Here is an 18482-nt window from a genome sequence, read left to right on the forward strand (position 1 = left end):
GGACAATTTTCTTTACAATTTTTTAACTTATTAGCGTCGCCACCCGAATAGGAAGAAACAAACGCTCATGAGCCAAAATACACTCGCCATGAGGCTAGAAGAGGTCTGAAATTGCCATAATCCCGCAAGAAAAAATACTCCACTACTTACCAATAATAACACCTTTTTCTGCCACTTTTGTTGAGCAATTAATTGTTTATTGATCTGGATTAATTGATACGACAGGTTTTTCTGTTGTTCTAGTGCTTCAATAAATTTAACAGGCATATCAGGCAAATGTTCTTGTAGAAAAGGTAACTGTACTTTTAATTTATTAAGTGCCTTTTTAAGACTCATCTGCTCTTCTAGCCAATTTTGCAAGAATGGTTTTGCCGTTTTCCAAAGATCAAGATGAGGATCTAACTGTCTTCCTAATCCTTCAACATAAAGCATTGTTTTCTGAAGAAGAACTAATTGGGGTTGCACTTGCATATTAAAGTCACGTGCGACATTAAATAAATTCATTAGCACTTCACCAAACGATATTTCCGACAACGATTTTTCAAAAATCGGCTCACAAACTTGGCGGAATGCTGCCTCAAATGCATTAATATCTGTATCAGGCGGTGTCCAGCCTGCAGCCACATGCATTTCTGCTACAAGACGATAATCACGATTAAAAAAGCCAACAAAACTTTCTGCTAAGTAGCGTTTATCCTTTTCATTAAGATAACCGACAATCCCACAATCGACAGCAATATATTGGGGATCTTCTTTTTTATCAGGATTAACAAAAATATTACCCGCATGCATATCGGCATGGAAAAAACTGTCACGGAAAACTTGGGTAAAAAATACCTCTACGCCACGTTCCGCTAAGATAGGTAAATTTATTTCTGCTGTTTTAAGTGCCTCAATATCCCCCACTGGGATACCATAAATTCGCTCCATCACAATCATATTTTGGTGGGCAAATTGCGGATACATTTCGGGAATATAAAGTTTATCGCTATTGAGAAAATTATGACGAAGCTTTTGTGCATTTTTCATCTCTACTCGTAAATCAAGCTCATCATTTAATGTTTTTTCATATTCCTTAACCACTTCAACAGGGCGTAAGCGGTAAGATTCTGGCGCAATTTTTAAAAGAATTTCAGCACATTGATGCATAAGTTCTAAATCAGCCTGTATTTTTTCTCGAATATCGGGGCGTAAAATTTTAATAACAATTTCTTTTCCTGCATTTGGTTGCGTAGCGTTAAATTTGGCAGTATGTACCTGAGCAAGTGAGGCTGAGGCTAATGCGATTTCATCAAAATCACAAAACCAGGTTTCTAATTTTCCTCCAAGCGATTTCTCAATTTCAGCTCGAGCCAATACCCCAGAAAAAGGAGGTACTTTATCTTGAAGCAAAGCTAATTCATTAGCAATTTCTGGAGGAAAAAGCTCACGGCGAGTTGACAACATTTGCCCGAACTTGATCCATACAGGACCTAATTCTTGGAGCGCATAACGTAATCGCACGCCATAAGCTAAATCGGGATATTGATTTTTTTCCCAAAAAATCAATTTTCGTCCGAGTTTAAAAGGCAATATGATGTTTTGTTTCGGTAATTTTTCATCTAATCCATAACGTAAAAAAGTTCGTAAAATATGATAAAGACGCTTTGAATTAGCGAACGTTTTGGGCATATTGCCTCCTAAGGTTGGATATTTTATTTTTTAGCGGTGTGAAGTGCTACGATGCCCCCACTTAGATTTTTATAATGTACATTTTTAAAGCCCGCTTGCAACATCATTTTTTTCAGAACCTCTTGAGTGGGATGCATGCGAATAGATTCTGCGAGATAGCGATAACTCGCCGCATCATGTGCAATCATATGTCCTAAATGCGGTAAAATATGAAAAGAGTAGAAATGATATGCTGATGCGAGACTGCGTCGGCAAGGATGGGAAAACTCTAAAACAGATAACTGTCCGCCCGGTTTTAATACATGCAACATAGAACGCAGGGCTTTATTTTTGTCTGTAACATTACGCAATCCAAAGCCAATAATGATGCGATCAAAGCTATTTTCCTTAAAGGGTAACGCTTCCGCATTTGCTTGTTGATAGGCAACATTATCTAAAAGTGAAAAATGCGCTAATTTTTCTTTTGCCACCGCTAACATGCGTGGATTGATATCCGCCAGAACAACTCGCCCATTTTCACCAACGAGTGGTGAAAGTTTAGCAGTAAAATCGCCTGTTCCTCCTGCTAAATCCAATACGTGGTGTCCTTGTTGAATATCAGAATGTGCTAACGTAAACTTTTTCCAATGACGATGAATGCCGAAAGACAGTAAATCATTCATTAAATCGTATTTTGTCGCCACCGAATTAAAGACATTAGCGACAAGTAATTGTTTTTCATTTTTGGCAACCTGTTGGAAACCAAAATCGGTACTTTCTTGAGAAGTTTTTTTTGATACTAAAATTTCTTCTTTCATAATTATAATGTGTATGATCCAAACAAAAAATAAAAAATAAAGCACGATCATTATACGCCAATTTTATTTTTTCCATTTAACCTATTGAATTATTTTCTTTATCTTGTATCATGTCGCCCCTTAATTAATGTGTATTTTTTACGCATTTTCGTAAGAAATTGAGTTCCCTTACCTCAATGATGTTTTATTTAAAAAGGATAATTTTATGCATAACAAAACACTCACCCTTTCTCATCAACAAAAAATCTACGCACTTATCATTCTGAGTTTTTTCCATATTTTGGTTATCACTGCCAGTAACTATTTAGTGCAAATTTCTTTCCCTGTCACACTTCCACTACATTGGTTTGGGTTTCAGGATTTTACGTTCCATTCAACATGGGGAACATTGACCTTTCCATTTGTTTTCTTGGCAACGGATCTGACTGTGCGTGTTTTTGGGGCAACCTTAGCACGAAAAATTATTTTTTCTGTGATGTTTCCCGCATTGCTCATCAGTTATGTGATTTCTACGCTATTTGATAATGCCCATTTCCAAGGCTTTTCGGCATTAACACATTTTAATTTCTTTGTATTCCGTATTGCGGCAGCAAGTTTTGCAGCTTATGCCGTGGGACAATTATTAGATGTAACTGTATTTAATCGCTTACGTCAATTAAAATGGTGGTGGATTGCGCCAACATCTTCAATGATTTTTGGTTCCATGGCAGATACCTACGTATTCTTTAGCGTGGCATTTTATGCAAGCACTGATATATTCATGGCAAATCATTGGTTTGAAATTGGTGTAGTAGATTATTGCTTTAAACTGTTTGTTGGCTTAGTGCTCTTTGTACCAGCTTATGGTGTAATTCTTAATTACATCATGCACCATTTACAAAACCTCACCCGCCGCTTACAAACTGTGTAATCACGCCCCTATTTTCGTAAAAATTTATATAAAAAATCCCTTTACTGAGTGGTAAAGGGATTTTTTCTAATTGAGCCAATCGGGTTTGATATCCTTTATATCCAGATTATTAACATGTTTACTATAACGTAAAATATAACTTGGATTTTTTGTATTAGGGTTCCAGTGTTGGAAATTTTCTTCGCCTTCACTATAGAAACTAATTAAAGGTTTATCCAATCCGACTGCAATATGTACGATTGATGTATCAGGAGAAATACATAAATCCGCATATTTGATCAAACTGATATTATCAAAAATAGTTTTTGTATCCTTGTAGAGATATGTTCTCTCTGGTTCTACACATTTTTGACGATAATTTTTTAATTTATCCATAACTGCTGGATAGCCTAGCAATACAATATTTTTCATTGAAGAATTGAGAACATAATTAATCAACTCAATCGCTTTTTCTTCACTAAATTGCCTATTGGAACCTGCGCCAAAAAGGTTTAAAGCAATATAATGTTCTAATTGATTATTATGCAAAAAATTAACTATATTTTGTTCTGCCTTTTCATCTTGCGGAATAATGTAGTGTGTATCAAAATTATCTTTAATGAAATATTTCAACATTTGTTCATACACCGTTGCAAAATGTTGTGAACTATTCTCAATATTAAAATTAAAAATCTTATAATCTGCTTTCAAAAAGCCAACATTATTCTTCGCCCCAATAAGACGGATAAAAAAGAGATCCCTATTACGCAAAAATACCGTTGGATCTAATAGATAATCAAATTTTTCTTTCCGAAGAACTTTTCCTAAATGAAATCGAGCTTTGATGCTACGTTTGGGTAAGGTGTAAATTTTATCAATTTCCTGAAATTTATGGAGTAATTCTCTGTTAGTTTCAGAACAAACTACACTAATTTCACAATCTGGGAAGTATTTCTTCAACGCTTTAAAGACGAATGAACTAACTATGATATCCCCTATTTTCCCATCTTGTCGCAAGAATAAAAAACGTTTTGGAGTAGTGGGCGTATCACGAACAATTGTTTTATCTAATAATGCCTTTCCAATTTTAATACGGAAATTTTGTAAAGTTTTTTTAAGTGACATTAATCGTACCTATTCCCTTGATCATCAATTTGTGAACGATGTCCACTGGTACTACAAGCAGGTTCTATACCATACGCATGAATGCCAGTTAATTGTAAAAGTCCTGTTAGATAGTCGGCAGGCAATCTCAATGGATAGGCTTTTGATAAAAGTTTTTTAGCACCATCTAATTTAAGATAATAAGCGGCTGTACATGTAATTGTACGTTTTGAATTTTTAGAAGGTGTCAAATATCGTGCTAATCGATAACGCTCAGGTAAAGAACGCATAATTGGAAATACTTTTGCTTTACCATGATCTAAAAATAACATTTCTGCACGTTTAGGTAACTTCTCTAACGCCTTTTTTAAAATCTCAGGAAAATACAAATTCACGATAGCATCATCTTCTAGGATAATTGCCTCTGGAATCTTTTCTTTCACCATCTTCTCATAAATACTAATATGGCTCAGTGCGCAACCTAACTCTCCTTTGGTTAATGGCTTTTTAGCTCCAAAACGTTGAGGATAAAATTCAAAATCGACTTTAGACAAATCTTCATCTGTAAGATCTTTACCATATACAGCATCAATAAACTGAAATCTTAACCCTAAACTACTTAAACAATCGCTAATAAATTCTCTACGATCAGAATGTTTTAAACTAATAATAAAAATGGGTGGCAACATAGTCTTTGTCATATTTTATTCCTATTATTCTTATTCATTATTTTCTACGTTTTACATAAGAATGAGTTAATTTTGGCAAATCCGTACGTAATGCGGTTGGATCGTATTGGCTAATTGGGATTTGGTGTTCGATATACTCTTCGATCGCGGGTAAATTCATTGCGTATTTTTCGCAAGCAAAGCTAATAGATACACCACTTTCACCAGCACGCCCTGTTCGACCAATACGATGAACATAATCTTCTCGATCGTCTGGGAGATCGTAGTTGAATACGTGAGTCACATCTGGGATATGTAATCCACGAGCGGCGACATCGGTTGCCACCAACAAATCAAGATCACCATCCGTAAAGGCTTTAAGTAGCGCTAAACGTTTTTTCTGTGCAACATCGCCAGTTAATAGAGCGACACGATGTCCATCGGCTTGTAAATAACGCCAAACTTCTTCACATTGATGTTTAGTATTAGCAAAAATAATTGCACGATCTGGCCACTCTTCTTCAATAAGGGTAAGCAGGAGTGCCATTTTATCTTGGTTAGATGGGTAGAAAAGTTCTTCTTGAATACGGTGTCCCGTTTTTTGCATTGGCTCTACTTCAACATATTCAGGTTCATTCATATCCTCAAATGCTAATTCTCGTACTTTGTAAGATAAAGTTGCAGAGAAAAGTAAGGTTAAGCGTTCCTGCGGTTTAGGACAGCGACGCAAGATATAACGGATATCACGGATAAATCCTAAGTCAAACATGCGATCAGCTTCATCCAATACAACGGCTTGAATGTGGTTTAATGAAACTACACCTTGTTTCACGTAATCAATAACCCGTCCCGTTGTCCCAATTAAAATATCAACGCCTTTTTCAAGCGTTTGCAATTGTTGATCGTACCCTTCGCCACCATAAGCCAAGCCTAAACGTAAGCCAGTTGCTTTCGCTAAAAATTTTGCGTCATCATGAATTTGAACGGCGAGTTCGCGAGTAGGAGCTAAAATCAGTGATCGAATTTGTTTCGTTTTTTGAGGTTTGGAAAGAAGTTGGTGAAAAACAGCAATTAAGAATGCCATTGTTTTACCAGTCCCTGTTTGAGCCTGTCCTGCAATATCACGTCCTGCTAGACTAAGCGGTAACGTTAGTGCTTGAATAGGGGTACAAAACTCAAAGCCTTTCTGTGCTAATGCTTGTTTTATACTACTTTCTAAAGGAAGATCGGAAAAGCGTTGTTGAGTTAAATAAGTGTCAGACATAATTTCTTGATAAAAAAATAAAATATTGACGAAATGATAGCATAAATCTAAAAAAACACCGAAAAAAAGTGCGTAATAGTGGTTGCGTTTTGTTTTTTTTTTGTACAATTAACTCGCAATAATTAACTTACAAGGAGTAATGTATGGCAGTTAATCGCACTGGAAATTCAAATCCAAACTGGCCTTCTCGCACAGGTAATCCATCAGGCGGTAGCCGTGGCAATAACCCACCGAGTAAAAAATAATAAATCAAAGCACCTTCGGGTGCTTTTTTATTATGGGTTTTGTAATTTTATTTAGACACTCTGCTCTTTTAATGCTAAAATCCAGCGAAATAAAAAGATATCACTTCTATTAACCAATTCTATTTAAACCAATCAAGTATTATGCATTTAACAGAACTTAAAAATACTCCTGTATCTGATTTGATCGCTTTAGGCGAACAAATGGGATTAGAAAATCTTGCTCGTTTACGTAAACAAGATATTGTTTTCGCAATTTTAAAACAACACGCTAAAAGTGGTGAGGATATCTTTGGCGGTGGCGTTTTAGAAATCTTACCAGATGGTTTCGGTTTCTTACGTTCTGCAGATAGTTCATACTTAGCAGGTTCCGATGATATTTACGTAAGCCCAAGTCAAATTCGTCGTTTTAATTTACAAACGGGTGATAAGATTGAGGGGAAAATCCGCCCACCAAAAGAAGGTGAACGTTATTTTGCCCTCCTAAAAGTTGACCGTGTCAATGATGACCGTCCTGAAATCTCCCGCAATAAAATCCTTTTCGAAAATCTGACTCCTTTACACGCAAACTCTCGCCTTCGTATGGAACGTGGTAACGGTTCAACAGAAGATTTAACTGCTCGTATTTTAGATTTAGCAAGCCCTATCGGTAAAGGTCAGCGTGGTCTTATCGTTGCGCCACCAAAAGCGGGTAAAACTATGCTTCTTCAAAATATTGCACAAAGCATTACCCATAACTATCCAGACGTTGAATTAATCGTTTTACTGATTGACGAACGTCCAGAAGAAGTAACCGAAATGCGTCGCACCGTAAAAGGTGAAGTGATTGCATCAACCTTCGATGAGCCTGCATCACGTCACGTACAAGTTGCTGAAATGGTAATTGAAAAAGCAAAACGTGCTGTAGAGCATAAAAAAGATGTGGTTATTTTGTTAGATAGTATTACGCGTCTTGCACGTGCCTACAATACCGTAACCCCTGCATCTGGTAAGATCCTTTCTGGTGGTGTGGATGCGAATGCATTACATCGTCCAAAACGTTTCTTCGGTGCTGCGCGTAACGTTGAAGAAGGTGGTAGCTTAACCATTATTGCAACTGCACTTGTTGATACAGGTTCAAAAATGGATGAAGTTATTTTCGAAGAATTTAAAGGTACTGGTAACATGGAATTACACCTTTCTCGTAAAATTGCCGAAAAACGTGTCTTCCCTGCTATCGACTTTAACCGCTCTGGTACACGTAAAGAAGATCTTCTTACTACCCCAGATGAACTTCAAAAAATGTGGATTCTTCGTAAAATCCTTAATCCAATGGGTGAAGTGGAAAGTATGGAATGGCTTATCGATAAACTTGCCGTAGGTAAAACTAACGAAGAGTTTTTTGATATTATGAAACGTTCATAGTTTCTTAATTTGAATAAAACGCTGTATTTCTACAGCGTTTTTTATATTTAAAACACAAAAAAATACCGCTAACTAAAGCGGTATTTTTATATTTGATACGCATTAATTAAGCAAGGTATAAACCGCCATTAACATGCATGGTTGTACCTGTTACGTAGCCTGCATCTTCTGATGCTAAGAACGCAACGGCATTTGCGATATCTTTCGCTTCACCAAGACGCGCTGCTGGAATTTGGCTTAAAATCGCATTTTTTTGATCTTCAGTAAGTGCATCTGTCATATCAGTTGCAATGAAGCCTGGTGCTACAACGTTTACTGTAATACCACGGTTTGCCACTTCTTTTGCTAATGATTTGCTAAAACCGATCACACCCGCTTTTGCTGCGCAGTAGTTGCTTTGACCTGGGTTACCCATGCTACCCACTACCGAGCCGATATTGATGATACGACCAAAGCGTTTTTTCATCATTGGGCGTAAAACAGCTTTAGATAGACGATAAATCGGCGTTAAGTTAGTTTGGAGAATATCAAACCATTCATCATCTTTCATACGCATTAAAAGGTTATCACGAGTGATTCCTGCGTTATTAACAAGCACATCAATATCGCCGAATTGTTCTTTGATTTGTGCTAATAAAGTATCAATACTTTCTGGTTCGGTAACGTTTAGTACCATACCTTTACCATTTTCACCTAAGTATGCAGAAATTTTTTCAGCACCTTGTTCAGTAGTTGCTGTACCAATAACAAACATATCTTGGCTTGCTAATTTTTCAGCGATAGCACGACCAATACCACGGCTTGCGCCTGTCACTAATGCAATTTTCTTTTCCATTGTTAATTCCTTATGCTGAAACTAATTCATATGCCGCTTTAAGACTTGCATCATCATTTACTGCAGCTGCTTCTAATGATTTATCAATACGTTTTGCTAAACCAGTCAATACCTTACCTGGTCCCATTTCAAGTAATACTTCAATACCTAATTGCTGAGCCATTTTTTCAACGCTTTCAGTCCAACGTACTGGGCTATGAAGTTGACGTACTAACGCATCACGGATTGCATCAGGTTCTACTGGTGTTTCTACATCTACGTTATTCATGACTTCAAACACAGGCGCATTAAATGTAATTTCTGAAAGGGTTTCTGCAAATTTTTCTGCTGCTTCTTTCATTAATGCACAGTGAGATGGTACGCTTACAGCTAATGGTAGCGCACGTTTTGCCCCTGCTTCTTTACAAAGCGTTGCCGCGCGTTCTACCGCTGCTTTTTGACCCGCAATAACCACTTGACCTGGTGAGTTAAAGTTTACCGCAGAAACAACTTCACCTTGTGCAGCATCCGCACACGCTTTGATAATACTTTCATTATCAAGACCAATAATTGCGAACATTGCCCCTTCACCAGTAGGTACAGCTTGTTGCATAAGTTGTCCACGCAGTTCTACAAGTTTTACTGCTTTTTTAAAATCAATCACACCCGCACAAACTAATGCAGAATATTCCCCTAAACTATGTCCTGCCATCATGCTTGGTTTTGCATCAGGATATTGTTGTTGCCAAAGGCGGAAAATCGCAACGGAAGCAGTTAATAAGGCTGGTTGAGTTTGCCAAGTTTTGTTAAGTTCTTCAGCTGGACCTTCTTGAGTTAATTTCCAGAGGTCGTAGCCTAACGCATCACTTGCTTCTTGGAAAGTCGCTTTCACGATAGGAAATTGCTCAGCTAATTCGCTAAGCATACCAACAGCTTGAGAGCCTTGTCCTGGAAATACCATTGCAAATTTTTTCATATGTTATCCTTTTTACGAAGGTTATTTTATAGAAAGAAATGACGCCCCAATTTTCGAAAATTTTTATGAAAATTGAGGCGTGTTTAATTATATTAGAAACGAACGAGTGCTGCACCCCAGGTCCAACCACCACCGAATGCTTCAAGAAGTAGCAGTTGTCCACGTTGAATACGTCCATCACGTACCCCTTCATCCAGTGCAATAGCCACACTCGCACCACTTGTATTCGCTGTGCGATCAAGGGTAACAATAACTTGTGACATATCCATGGAGAGTTTTTTAGCAGTTGCTGTGATAATGCGTAAATTCGCTTGATGTGGCACTAACCAGTCGATATCTGTTTTTGCTAATTGATTTTTTTCTAATGTTTCAACGACAACGTTAGATAATTCACGCACAGCAAGTTTAAAGGTTTCGTTCCCTTGCATTTGAATAAAGCCAGACTGCGCGTCACCACGTTTTTTATGCGGTAAGCGTAGCATATCACTTTTCTCACTGTTTGCATGTAAATGAGTAGAAAGGATTCCTGCCTCTTCACTCGCTCCTAAGATCACTGCACCTGCTCCGTCACCAAATAAGATCACTGTGCTACGATCCGTTTCATCTAAATTACGTGAGTTAAGATCGGAACCGATCACCAATGCTTTTTTTACTTGTCCAGCACGAATAAATTGATCGGCAATCCCTAATGCGTATACGAAACCACTGCAAGCTGCAGCAATATCAAAAGAAATTGCATCTTTAATACCTAATAACCCCTGAATATCACAAGCAGCACTTGGATAAGCGTTTTCACCACTTGTGGTTGCCACGATAATTAAATCAATATCATTGGCATCAATATTAGCCATTTGTAAACAATTTTGAGCTGCAGTAAAACCCATACTCACAACGGTTTCTTCTGATTCAGCAATACGGCGTTCTTTGATACCAGAGCGTGCTGTGATCCATTCATCGCTGGTATCTACCATTTTTTCTAAATCGGCATTGGTTCTAATTTTTGTTGGTAAATAGGAACCGGTGGCTAAAATTCTACTATACATATTATTCTCACATTAAATCTAAATTTCTAAATAAAAGAGTTAATTGTCAACGCCTTGGCAATTTGTTGTGGGATATGCGAACGCACTTGTTTAGCTGCATTCAAAATCGCATAATAAAAGGCTGACATGTTAGCACCCCCATGGCTTTTTACAACAACTGACTGTAAACCAAGCAAAGAAGCACCATTATATTGTTCAGGATTAAAAAGTGAATGTTGTTTTTTAAGCAAAATTTGTAAATTTTTTACCGCCCCTTCAAGAGTTTTTAGTGCAATATTCCCCGAAAAACCATCTTGTACGATAACATTTGCTTTGCCTTCTAAAAGATTATCCCCCTCAATAAAACCAATATAGTTTATTCGATTATCCGCCTCTAGCATTTGTGAAGCTTGGCGAATAGTTGCAGTACCCTTATAGGTTTCAGTACCGACATTTAATAAGGCAACACGTGGGTGAAAAAGTTTAAAATATTGTTCTACAAAAATTGTGCCCATTAATGCGAATTGATATAAATTTTTGGCAGAACAATCAATATTTGCCCCCAAATCTAACATCACTTGGGGAGTATTATCTAGACTCGGAATAATAGACATCAGTGCTGGCCGCTCAATATTAAACAATGGCCGAATTAACCGTTTTGCTAATCCCATTAAAGCGCCAGTATTTCCCGCACTTACGCATCCCTGCGCATCGCCATTGGCAACCGATTCTAAGGCAAGATACATTGACGTATCGTGACTACGACGCATAGCACGTAAAATTCCGTCTTCACTTTGAATTTGTTTAGATGTATGACAAAGCACAAGCCGCTCTTTCACATCTTTTAAATGCTCGGGGATTTGCTTTAAATACGGAGATATTTGATCCCGATGACCAAATAATAAAAGAGAAAGTTGAGGATCATCTCCCACCGCTTTAATTGCAGCAGGCATAGTAATACGGGGACCTACGTCCCCGCCCATTACATCTAACGCAAGAGTTAGACGACTCAATGGATTACCTTAAGCAACAACGATTATTTGTTGATTACTTTACGACCACGGTAGTAACCGTCAGCAGTTACATGGTGACGTAAATGGGTTTCACCGCTGGTTTTATCTACAGATACTGCAGCAGTTGTTAAGGCATCATGTGAACGACGCATGTCACGACGTGAGCGAGATTTTTTGTTTTGTTGAACAGCCATTGGCCATACTCCTAAATTTACTTTTTCTTTAAATTAGCTAATACAGCGAAAGGGTTTGGTTTTTCTGCCAGTTCTTCAGGCAATTCACCAAATACCTGTTCCGCTATGGACACTTCACAGTGTTCAGATGTATGCTTTGGTACCAGAGGGAGCATTAAAATAAGCTCATCTTCTACGATACCAAGTAAATCTATTTCACCGAACGCATTTAATTCGATTGGTTCATAAATTTCAGGTAACTCATCTATTTTACTTACTGATCTAACTGGACTATAAATAAATTCACATTCCAGTGTGTCAATGAATGGTTCTCCACAACGTTGACAAGTTAATTCTACATCAACACGTGCATTACCTTTCATGACCGGCAATTTTTGCGCATCAATAAAAAATGATAATGAAACCTGTGCATCACTAAGCACTTTATTTACTGATTCCGCCAAACGCGTCAACATATTTGCCGTATAAACCCCATTAAGATCAATACGACGTTGTGCATCTTTTACCGGGTCAGTAGTTAGGGGTAGTTTTACCTTTTGCATAGACCGTGAATATTACCTTTTGATGTTCTATTAGTCAAAGGAAATTATCACTTTTTAGAATAATTTTAACAAGTCTTTTATGTAAATAACCTGTCTTTTGAATTAAAAAAACTAATATATTACATAAAATTTTTTATTGACTATTCAAATTTGAATGGTATATATGATTAGGCATCTTAATAAAAAATATACTTATATAGAGTCATAATAGGAGTGAAATATGCGTTTATTCAATCGCAAAATTACGTTATCCGTCGTTGTTAGCTCTGTCTTTTTGGGTATAAATCCGTTTCTTTGGGCAGAAAATACTGGGGCAAATGCTAAACTTTCATCCAACCAAACCGTACGTTGGAATATTGGTGCCGATCCTGCTTCATTAGATCCACATAAAATTGAAGGCGTTCCTGAAGGTCATGTCGCACAAAATATTTTTGAAACCCTGGTCGTTTCTGATAATCAAGGACATCTTTTACCCGGTGTGGCAGAAAGATGGGAACATAATGATGATTATACGGTTTGGACATTTTATCTAAGACCCGATGCTAAATGGTCAAATGGCGATCCAGTAACAGCAAATGATTTTGTGTATGCATTCCGCCGCTTAGCAGATCCACAAACTGCCTCCCCTTATGCGAGTTATCTGACATTCTTAAAATTAAAAAATGCTGAAGAAGTCATATCTGGCAAAAAATCTCCCGAAAATTTGGGCGTGACTGCATTAGATAATAATCGATTACAACTGAACTTATCTCAAAGCATTCCCTATGCGGATGAGCTTTTAGAATACTATTCTATGGTTCCTTTGAATCAAAAAGTTGTTGAAAAATATGGTGATGCCTGGACAAAACCTGAAAATATCGTCACAAATGGTCCTTTCAAACCAAGTAATTGGATTGTGAATGAAAAAATTGAGCTAGCCCCAAATCCTTATTATTGGGACGCCAAAAACGTTAAATTGAAACAAGTGATTCTTTATCCAATTGCATCTGCAAATACGGATGTCGATCGCTATCGTTCTGGTGGAATTGATATTACAGGTGGTGCATTACCTGTTGATTTATTTAATCGTTTAAAAAAAGATTATCCAAATCAAGTATATACGCCCAAAACACTGTGTACTTATTATTATGAAATCAATAATAAACGTGCACCATTTAATAATCGTGATGTTCGTCTTGCACTCTCAATGGCGCTTGATCGCAATATCATTACCAATAAAGTTATGGGGCAAGGTCAACAAGTTACCTACACATTTACCCCAAATTATATTAATGGTGGAGAAAAAATTAAAAATCCAGAATGGGCTTCTTGGACACAAGCAGAACGTAATCAAAAAGCGATTGAATTATTAGAAAAAGCTGGTTACTCAAGCGCCAATCCGCTCACGTTTAATTTGCTTTATAACACTTCCGAGAACCATAAACGCATTGCTATCGCCGCCTCTGCGATACTGCGTCAAAATTTGAAAGGATTAGTAAGGGTAAAATTAGAAAATCAAGAATGGAAAACTTATTTAGATTCTCGCCATCAAGGTAACTATGACGTTGCCCGTGCTGGCTGGTGTGCAGACTACAATGATGCAAGTAGTTTCCTGAATTATTTTCTTTCCCATTCTACGACAAACTCTTCATTCTACCATAATAAATTCTATGACGAGGCAGTTGCTCAAAGCTACCGTGCCAAAACAAATACACAACGGGCTGAAGATTATGCGAAAGCGGAAGCAATTTTAGATCAGGATGTTGCCGTTATTCCTATTTTCAATAGTGTGAATGCACGCATGATTAAGCCTTATGTAAAAGGGTTTGATGTAGATAATCCAGCAAACAATTATTATTTAAAAAACGTTTATATTGAAGAACATTAAATCAAATTTATAGAAAGAAATGGTGATAGTTTTTCTATCACCCTCTTCTTTCATCGTCTGCTTTTAGGGATAAAATTATTATGATAAAACTTATCTTTTTCCGAATATTACAAGCAATACCTACGCTCTTTATTTTAATTACCTTGTCTTTTTTCCTCATGCGTCTTGCGCCAGGCAGTCCTTTTTCCTCAGAAAAAAGTTATCCGCCGCAAGTTATGGCAAATATTAACGCCAAATATCACTTAGATGAGCCTATTCTTAAACAATATCTCATCTATCTTAAAGATCTTGCGCATGGCGATTTCGGACCGTCGTTCAAATATAAAGATTACACGGTAAATCAATTAGTGGATCATGCTTTTCCTGTGTCGCTCAAACTAGGCGTTGTCGCTTTCATTATTGCACTTATTTTTGGAGTTAGTGCAGGTGCCATCGCAGCTTTGAAACATAATAAATGGATAGATTACTTCATCATGGCTTTTGCAATGACAGGGGTTGTTATCCCAAGTTTCATTGTAGCTCCCCTGTTGATTCTTCTCTTCGCAATTACATTAGGCTGGCTACCTGCAGGTGGATGGAATGATGGTGCCGTAAAATTTATGATTTTACCCGTTATTGCACTTTGTCTTTCATATATCGCTAGTATCGCTCGTATCACCCGAGGTTCAATGATTGAAATTTTGCATTCAAATTTTATTCGTACCGCTAAAGCCAAAGGTTTACCTATGCGTCGAATCTTATTGGTTCATGCTTTGCGCCCAGCCATGCTCCCTGTTATTTCCTACATGGGACCTGCTTTCGTTGGAATCATTACAGGTTCAATGGTTATTGAAAGTATTTTTGGTATCCCAGGTATTGGGCAACTTTTCGTAAATGGTGCCTTAAATCGTGACTATGCTTTAGTGCTTAGTCTCACGATTTTAATTGGTACTTTAACTATCGCCGTCAATGCTGTTGTAGATATTCTCTACGCCATTGTCGATCCGCAAATTAAATATTAAAAAGGGGTCAACAATGCTAAACCTTAGAAAAGAAAACCGTGAAGCACTAGAAAGAATTACAGAGGAACTGGTTGAGGTAGATAACCGCACATTATGGCAAGATGCCCGTCGCCGTTTTTTCCATAACAAAGCCGCCATTGTTAGCTTAGTTGTGCTATTAGGTATCCTACTTTTTGTTTCTTTTGCACCGATGCTAATGCCATTCCATTATTACGATACAGATTGGAATATGATGTCAGCATCACCTGATTTTATTTCTCATCATTATTTTGGAACAGACTCATCTGGACGTGATCTTTTAGTCAGAGTGGCTATTGGCGGGCGTATATCCTTGCTCGTTGGCATTATTGGTGCCTTAATTGCCGTTATTATGGGAACGCTTTATGGGACAACATCAGGCTATATCGGTGGTAAAACAGATATCATCATGATGCGTATTTTAGAGATCCTAAGCTCATTTCCATTCATGTTCTTCGTGATTTTATTAGTCACCTTTTTTGGTCGAAATATTTTTCTGATTTTCGTGGCGATCGGTATGGTTTCATGGCTCGATATGGCTCGTATTGTCCGTGGTCAAACCCTTAGCTTAAAACAGAAAGAATTTATTGAAGCAGCACAAGTTTGTGGTGTACCTACATCACAAATTATTTGGAAACATATTGTTCCAAATGTACTCGGTGTCGTTGTTGTATATGCTTCTTTACTCGTACCCTCAATGATCCTTTTTGAATCATTCTTAAGTTTCCTTGGACTAGGCACTCAAGAACCGCTCAGCAGTTGGGGGGCATTATTAAATGATGGGGCGAATGCTATGGAAGCTGCTCCATGGTTATTAATTTTCCCCGCTCTCTTTCTAGTTATCACTCTTTTTTGTTTTAACTTTATTGGGGATGGGTTACGTGATGCCTTAGATCCCAAAGATCGCTAATAGATTCGGAGAATAACAATGATAAATAACAACCAACCTTTATTACATGTTCAGGATCTTTTCGTCAGTTTCAAAACTCCTGATGGTCCTGTCACTGCGGTAAATAATCTCACCTTCTCGCTAAATGCAGGCGAAACCCTTGGCATTGTTGGCGAATCAGGTTCTGGTAAATCACAAACGGCTTTTGCATTGATGGGACTGCTTGCTCAAAACGGGACTATCAGTGGTTCTGCGCGTTTTGATCAGCAAGAAATCTTAAACTTGCCAGAAACACAGCTCAATCGTTTACGTGCTGAGCAAATGGCGATCATATTCCAAGATCCAATGACGTCACTTAACCCATATATGAAAATCGGCGATCAACTGATGGAAGTGCTTAAAATCCACAAAGGGATGGATCATAAAACAGCATTCGCACAATCCGTTGCCATGCTTGATGCAGTAAAAATACCAGAATCTCGCAAACGTATGGGCATGTATCCCCATGAATTTTCTGGTGGAATGCGGCAACGGGTCATGATCGCTATGGCATTACTTTGTCGTCCGAAATTACTTATTGCAGATGAACCTACCACTGCACTTGATGTAACTGTTCAAGCCCAAATAATGACCTTATTAAATGAACTAAAAACAGAATTTAACACGGCTATTATTATGATTACACACGATCTCGGTGTTGTGGCAGGCATTTGTGATAATGTTCTCGTGATGTATGCAGGACGTACCATGGAATATGGCACGGCAGAACAAATTTTCTATTCTCCTTCTCACCCTTATTCAATCGGTTTAATTGAGGCAGTCCCTCGATTAAATGAGTCACAAACTGAGCTCACCACAATCCCAGGAAATCCGCCTAATTTATTGAAATTACCATCAGGCTGTCCCTTTATGCCACGTTGCCAATATGCACGTTCTGAATGTGTCACAGCACCAACGTTAGAACGTACTCCTGATAATCGCTTAAGAGCGTGTTTCATTCCCCAATCAGAACTGATTGAAATTGTGCAAAAATTTAAATAGGAGATGAGATATTATGGAAAAAAAATTACTTCTTGATGTAAAAAATTTAAGTGTTTACTTCAACATAATTGATAATAAAAATCTCTTTTTGAATAAGAAACAAACACTTAAAGCAGTTAATGATGTATCTTTTAAACTATATGAGGGAGAAACATTAGGAGTCGTGGGCGAATCTGGCTGTGGTAAATCAACCCTTGCACGCGCTATTATTGGTTTAGTAAAAAGTACCCAAGGACAAATCCTTTGGTTAGGTGAAGATCTTGCTGACAAAAATGCACGTCAGTGGAAACCTTATCGTAGCCAATTACAAATGATTTTTCAGGATCCTCTTGCCTCGCTCGATCCACGCATGACTATTGGTAATATCATTGCCGAACCATTAAAAATCTATCAACCCCATTTAACTGCAAATGAAGTGCAAGAAAAAGTTAAAGCAATGATGATGAAAGTTGGGCTTTTGCCTAACCTCATTAACCGTTATCCACATGAGTTTTCTGGTGGGCAATGCCAACGCATTGGAATTGCCCGTGCGCTTATCGTAGAACCTAAACTTATCATTTGCGATGAACCCGTTTCAGCACTTGATGTTTCCATTCAAGCACAAGTAGTAAACCTTTTAAAATCGTTACAGAAGGAAATGAACTTATCATTGATTTTTATTGCTCATGATTTAGCGGTAGTAAAACATATATCCAATCGTATTTTGGTTATGTACTTAGGGAATGTCGTTGAAATGGGGACCGAAAAAGCAGTATATGACACGCCACTTCATCCTTATACGAAAGCACTCATGTCTGCTGTACCGATTCCTGATCCTGAATTAGAACGCAATAAAACTATTCAACTTATTGAAGGTGATCTTCCTTCTCCAATCAATCCGCCATCAGGATGTGTTTTCCGTACTCGCTGTCCGCTTGCCTATGAACATTGCATTACCGTAAAACCTTTTTTAGAAGGCGTAACAAATCATAAAGTTGCTTGTTTTAAAGCAAGATTAAAATAAAAATCATGCCCCAATTTTCATAAAATTTTTTGAATATTGTGGCGTGCTAAAAATAAAAATGTG

17 protein-coding genes and 1 pseudogene are annotated in these 18482 nt (G+C 37.6%); 7 read left to right on the forward strand and 11 right to left on the reverse strand.

Features of this window, described 5'->3' with window-relative positions; translation table 11 throughout:
• Positions 1 to 30 precede the first annotated feature (30 nt).
• Complete coding sequence (gene ubiB / locus EL259_RS01480) at positions 31 to 1671, reverse strand: ubiquinone biosynthesis regulatory protein kinase UbiB (RefSeq protein WP_126598345.1); 1641 nt, start codon at positions 1669 to 1671, stop codon at positions 31 to 33.
• A 23-nt stretch (positions 1672 to 1694) separates the two neighbouring features.
• Entirely contained in the window at positions 1695 to 2468 is a 774-nt protein-coding gene (gene ubiE / locus EL259_RS01485; protein WP_126598347.1) for a bifunctional demethylmenaquinone methyltransferase/2-methoxy-6-polyprenyl-1,4-benzoquinol methylase UbiE, read from the reverse strand.
• Positions 2469 to 2673: 205 nt separating this feature from the next.
• On the opposite strand from ubiE, the gene EL259_RS01490 reads away from it, so the two are divergent.
• Positions 2674 to 3378, forward strand: coding sequence for a 7-cyano-7-deazaguanine/7-aminomethyl-7-deazaguanine transporter (locus EL259_RS01490; RefSeq protein WP_126598349.1), 705 nt, complete (start codon positions 2674 to 2676; stop codon positions 3376 to 3378).
• Positions 3379 to 3444: 66 nt separating this feature from the next.
• Here EL259_RS01490 and EL259_RS01495 read toward each other — a convergent pair whose 3' ends face one another.
• The 3 genes and pseudogenes from EL259_RS01495 to rhlB form a co-directional block, all read right to left on the reverse strand.
• Positions 3445 to 4482 carry a glycosyltransferase family 9 protein gene (locus EL259_RS01495; protein WP_126598351.1) on the reverse strand — a complete coding sequence of 346 codons (1038 nt, stop codon included), beginning with the start codon at positions 4480 to 4482 and terminating at the stop codon, positions 3445 to 3447.
• Positions 4482 to 5162, reverse strand: a complete 681-nt coding sequence (locus tag EL259_RS01500) for a glycosyltransferase family 25 protein (protein ID WP_126598353.1) — start codon at positions 5160 to 5162, stop codon at positions 4482 to 4484. The genes EL259_RS01495 and EL259_RS01500 overlap by 1 nt, the downstream gene beginning before the upstream one ends.
• Positions 5163 to 5220: 58 nt before the next feature.
• Positions 5221 to 6393, reverse strand: a pseudogene (gene rhlB, locus EL259_RS01505) (ATP-dependent RNA helicase RhlB); the annotation flags it as partial.
• Positions 6394 to 6779: 386 nt separating this feature from the next.
• Between rhlB and rho the strand changes: the two are divergent.
• Positions 6780 to 8039 carry a transcription termination factor Rho gene (gene rho, locus EL259_RS01510; RefSeq protein WP_126598357.1) on the forward strand — a complete coding sequence of 420 codons (1260 nt, stop codon included), beginning with the start codon at positions 6780 to 6782 and terminating at the stop codon, positions 8037 to 8039.
• 106 nt (positions 8040 to 8145) lie between these two features.
• Here the strand turns inward: rho and fabG are convergent, their stop codons facing one another.
• The 6 genes from fabG to yceD form a co-directional block, all read right to left on the reverse strand.
• Positions 8146 to 8874, reverse strand: coding sequence for a 3-oxoacyl-ACP reductase FabG (fabG, locus tag EL259_RS01515; protein WP_126598359.1), 729 nt, complete (start codon positions 8872 to 8874; stop codon positions 8146 to 8148).
• Positions 8875 to 8884: 10 nt separating this feature from the next.
• Complete coding sequence (fabD, locus tag EL259_RS01520; RefSeq protein WP_126598361.1) at positions 8885 to 9829, reverse strand: ACP S-malonyltransferase; 945 nt, start codon at positions 9827 to 9829, stop codon at positions 8885 to 8887.
• Between the two features lie 92 nt (positions 9830 to 9921).
• A complete protein-coding gene (locus EL259_RS01525; protein WP_126598363.1) occupies positions 9922 to 10872 on the reverse strand; it encodes a beta-ketoacyl-ACP synthase III in 951 nt (316 codons plus the stop codon).
• Between the two features lie 26 nt (positions 10873 to 10898).
• Positions 10899 to 11864 (reverse strand): phosphate acyltransferase PlsX, encoded by a 966-nt coding sequence (gene plsX, locus EL259_RS01530; RefSeq protein ID WP_126598365.1) that lies wholly within the window; start codon positions 11862 to 11864, stop codon positions 10899 to 10901.
• Between the two features lie 23 nt (positions 11865 to 11887).
• Positions 11888 to 12058, reverse strand: a complete 171-nt coding sequence (gene rpmF, locus EL259_RS01535; protein WP_011608316.1) for a 50S ribosomal protein L32 — start codon at positions 12056 to 12058, stop codon at positions 11888 to 11890.
• A gap of 17 nt (positions 12059 to 12075) precedes the next feature.
• Entirely contained in the window at positions 12076 to 12600 is a 525-nt protein-coding gene (gene yceD / locus EL259_RS01540) for a 23S rRNA accumulation protein YceD (RefSeq protein ID WP_126598367.1), read from the reverse strand.
• Positions 12601 to 12820: 220 nt separating this feature from the next.
• Here yceD and EL259_RS01545 point away from each other — a divergent pair, with 220 nt between their 5' ends.
• From EL259_RS01545 to oppF, 5 genes are all read left to right on the forward strand, one after another.
• Positions 12821 to 14467, forward strand: coding sequence for an ABC transporter substrate-binding protein (locus EL259_RS01545; protein ID WP_126598369.1), 1647 nt, complete (start codon positions 12821 to 12823; stop codon positions 14465 to 14467).
• An 80-nt stretch (positions 14468 to 14547) separates the two neighbouring features.
• Complete coding sequence (gene oppB, locus EL259_RS01550) at positions 14548 to 15468, forward strand: oligopeptide ABC transporter permease OppB (protein WP_126598371.1); 921 nt, start codon at positions 14548 to 14550, stop codon at positions 15466 to 15468.
• Positions 15469 to 15481: 13 nt separating this feature from the next.
• Positions 15482 to 16396, forward strand: coding sequence for an oligopeptide ABC transporter permease OppC (oppC, locus tag EL259_RS01555; RefSeq protein ID WP_126598373.1), 915 nt, complete (start codon positions 15482 to 15484; stop codon positions 16394 to 16396).
• A gap of 18 nt (positions 16397 to 16414) precedes the next feature.
• Positions 16415 to 17416, forward strand: a complete 1002-nt coding sequence (oppD, locus tag EL259_RS01560) for an oligopeptide ABC transporter ATP-binding protein OppD (protein ID WP_126598375.1) — start codon at positions 16415 to 16417, stop codon at positions 17414 to 17416.
• A 13-nt stretch (positions 17417 to 17429) separates the two neighbouring features.
• Entirely contained in the window at positions 17430 to 18419 is a 990-nt protein-coding gene (gene oppF / locus EL259_RS01565) for a murein tripeptide/oligopeptide ABC transporter ATP binding protein OppF (RefSeq protein WP_126598377.1), read from the forward strand.
• The last annotated feature ends 63 nt before the right edge of the window (positions 18420 to 18482 follow it).

This window comes from Actinobacillus delphinicola (assembly GCF_900638385.1).
In the GTDB taxonomy this organism is placed as follows: domain Bacteria; phylum Pseudomonadota; class Gammaproteobacteria; order Enterobacterales; family Pasteurellaceae; genus Actinobacillus_C; species Actinobacillus_C delphinicola.

Excerpts from the sequence above, each read along its gene's own strand:
- ubiB (WP_126598345.1), bottom strand. The coding sequence starts at position 1,671 with ATGCCCAAAACGTTCGCTAATTCAAAGCGTCTTTATCATATTTTACGA.
- ubiE (WP_126598347.1), bottom strand. The coding sequence starts at position 2,468 with ATGAAAGAAGAAATTTTAGTATCAAAAAAAACTTCTCAAGAAAGTACC.
- EL259_RS01490 (WP_126598349.1), top strand. The coding sequence starts at position 2,674 with ATGCATAACAAAACACTCACCCTTTCTCATCAACAAAAAATCTACGCA.
- EL259_RS01495 (WP_126598351.1), bottom strand. The coding sequence starts at position 4,482 with ATGTCACTTAAAAAAACTTTACAAAATTTCCGTATTAAAATTGGAAAG.
- EL259_RS01500 (WP_126598353.1), bottom strand. The coding sequence starts at position 5,162 with ATGACAAAGACTATGTTGCCACCCATTTTTATTATTAGTTTAAAACAT.
- rho (WP_126598357.1), top strand. The coding sequence starts at position 6,780 with ATGCATTTAACAGAACTTAAAAATACTCCTGTATCTGATTTGATCGCT.
- fabG (WP_126598359.1), bottom strand. The coding sequence starts at position 8,874 with ATGGAAAAGAAAATTGCATTAGTGACAGGCGCAAGCCGTGGTATTGGT.
- fabD (WP_126598361.1), bottom strand. The coding sequence starts at position 9,829 with ATGAAAAAATTTGCAATGGTATTTCCAGGACAAGGCTCTCAAGCTGTT.
- EL259_RS01525 (WP_126598363.1), bottom strand. The coding sequence starts at position 10,872 with ATGTATAGTAGAATTTTAGCCACCGGTTCCTATTTACCAACAAAAATT.
- rpmF (WP_011608316.1), bottom strand. The coding sequence starts at position 12,058 with ATGGCTGTTCAACAAAACAAAAAATCTCGCTCACGTCGTGACATGCGT.
- yceD (WP_126598367.1), bottom strand. The coding sequence starts at position 12,600 with ATGCAAAAGGTAAAACTACCCCTAACTACTGACCCGGTAAAAGATGCA.
- EL259_RS01545 (WP_126598369.1), top strand. The coding sequence starts at position 12,821 with ATGCGTTTATTCAATCGCAAAATTACGTTATCCGTCGTTGTTAGCTCT.
- oppB (WP_126598371.1), top strand. The coding sequence starts at position 14,548 with ATGATAAAACTTATCTTTTTCCGAATATTACAAGCAATACCTACGCTC.
- oppC (WP_126598373.1), top strand. The coding sequence starts at position 15,482 with ATGCTAAACCTTAGAAAAGAAAACCGTGAAGCACTAGAAAGAATTACA.
- oppD (WP_126598375.1), top strand. The coding sequence starts at position 16,415 with ATGATAAATAACAACCAACCTTTATTACATGTTCAGGATCTTTTCGTC.
- oppF (WP_126598377.1), top strand. The coding sequence starts at position 17,430 with ATGGAAAAAAAATTACTTCTTGATGTAAAAAATTTAAGTGTTTACTTC.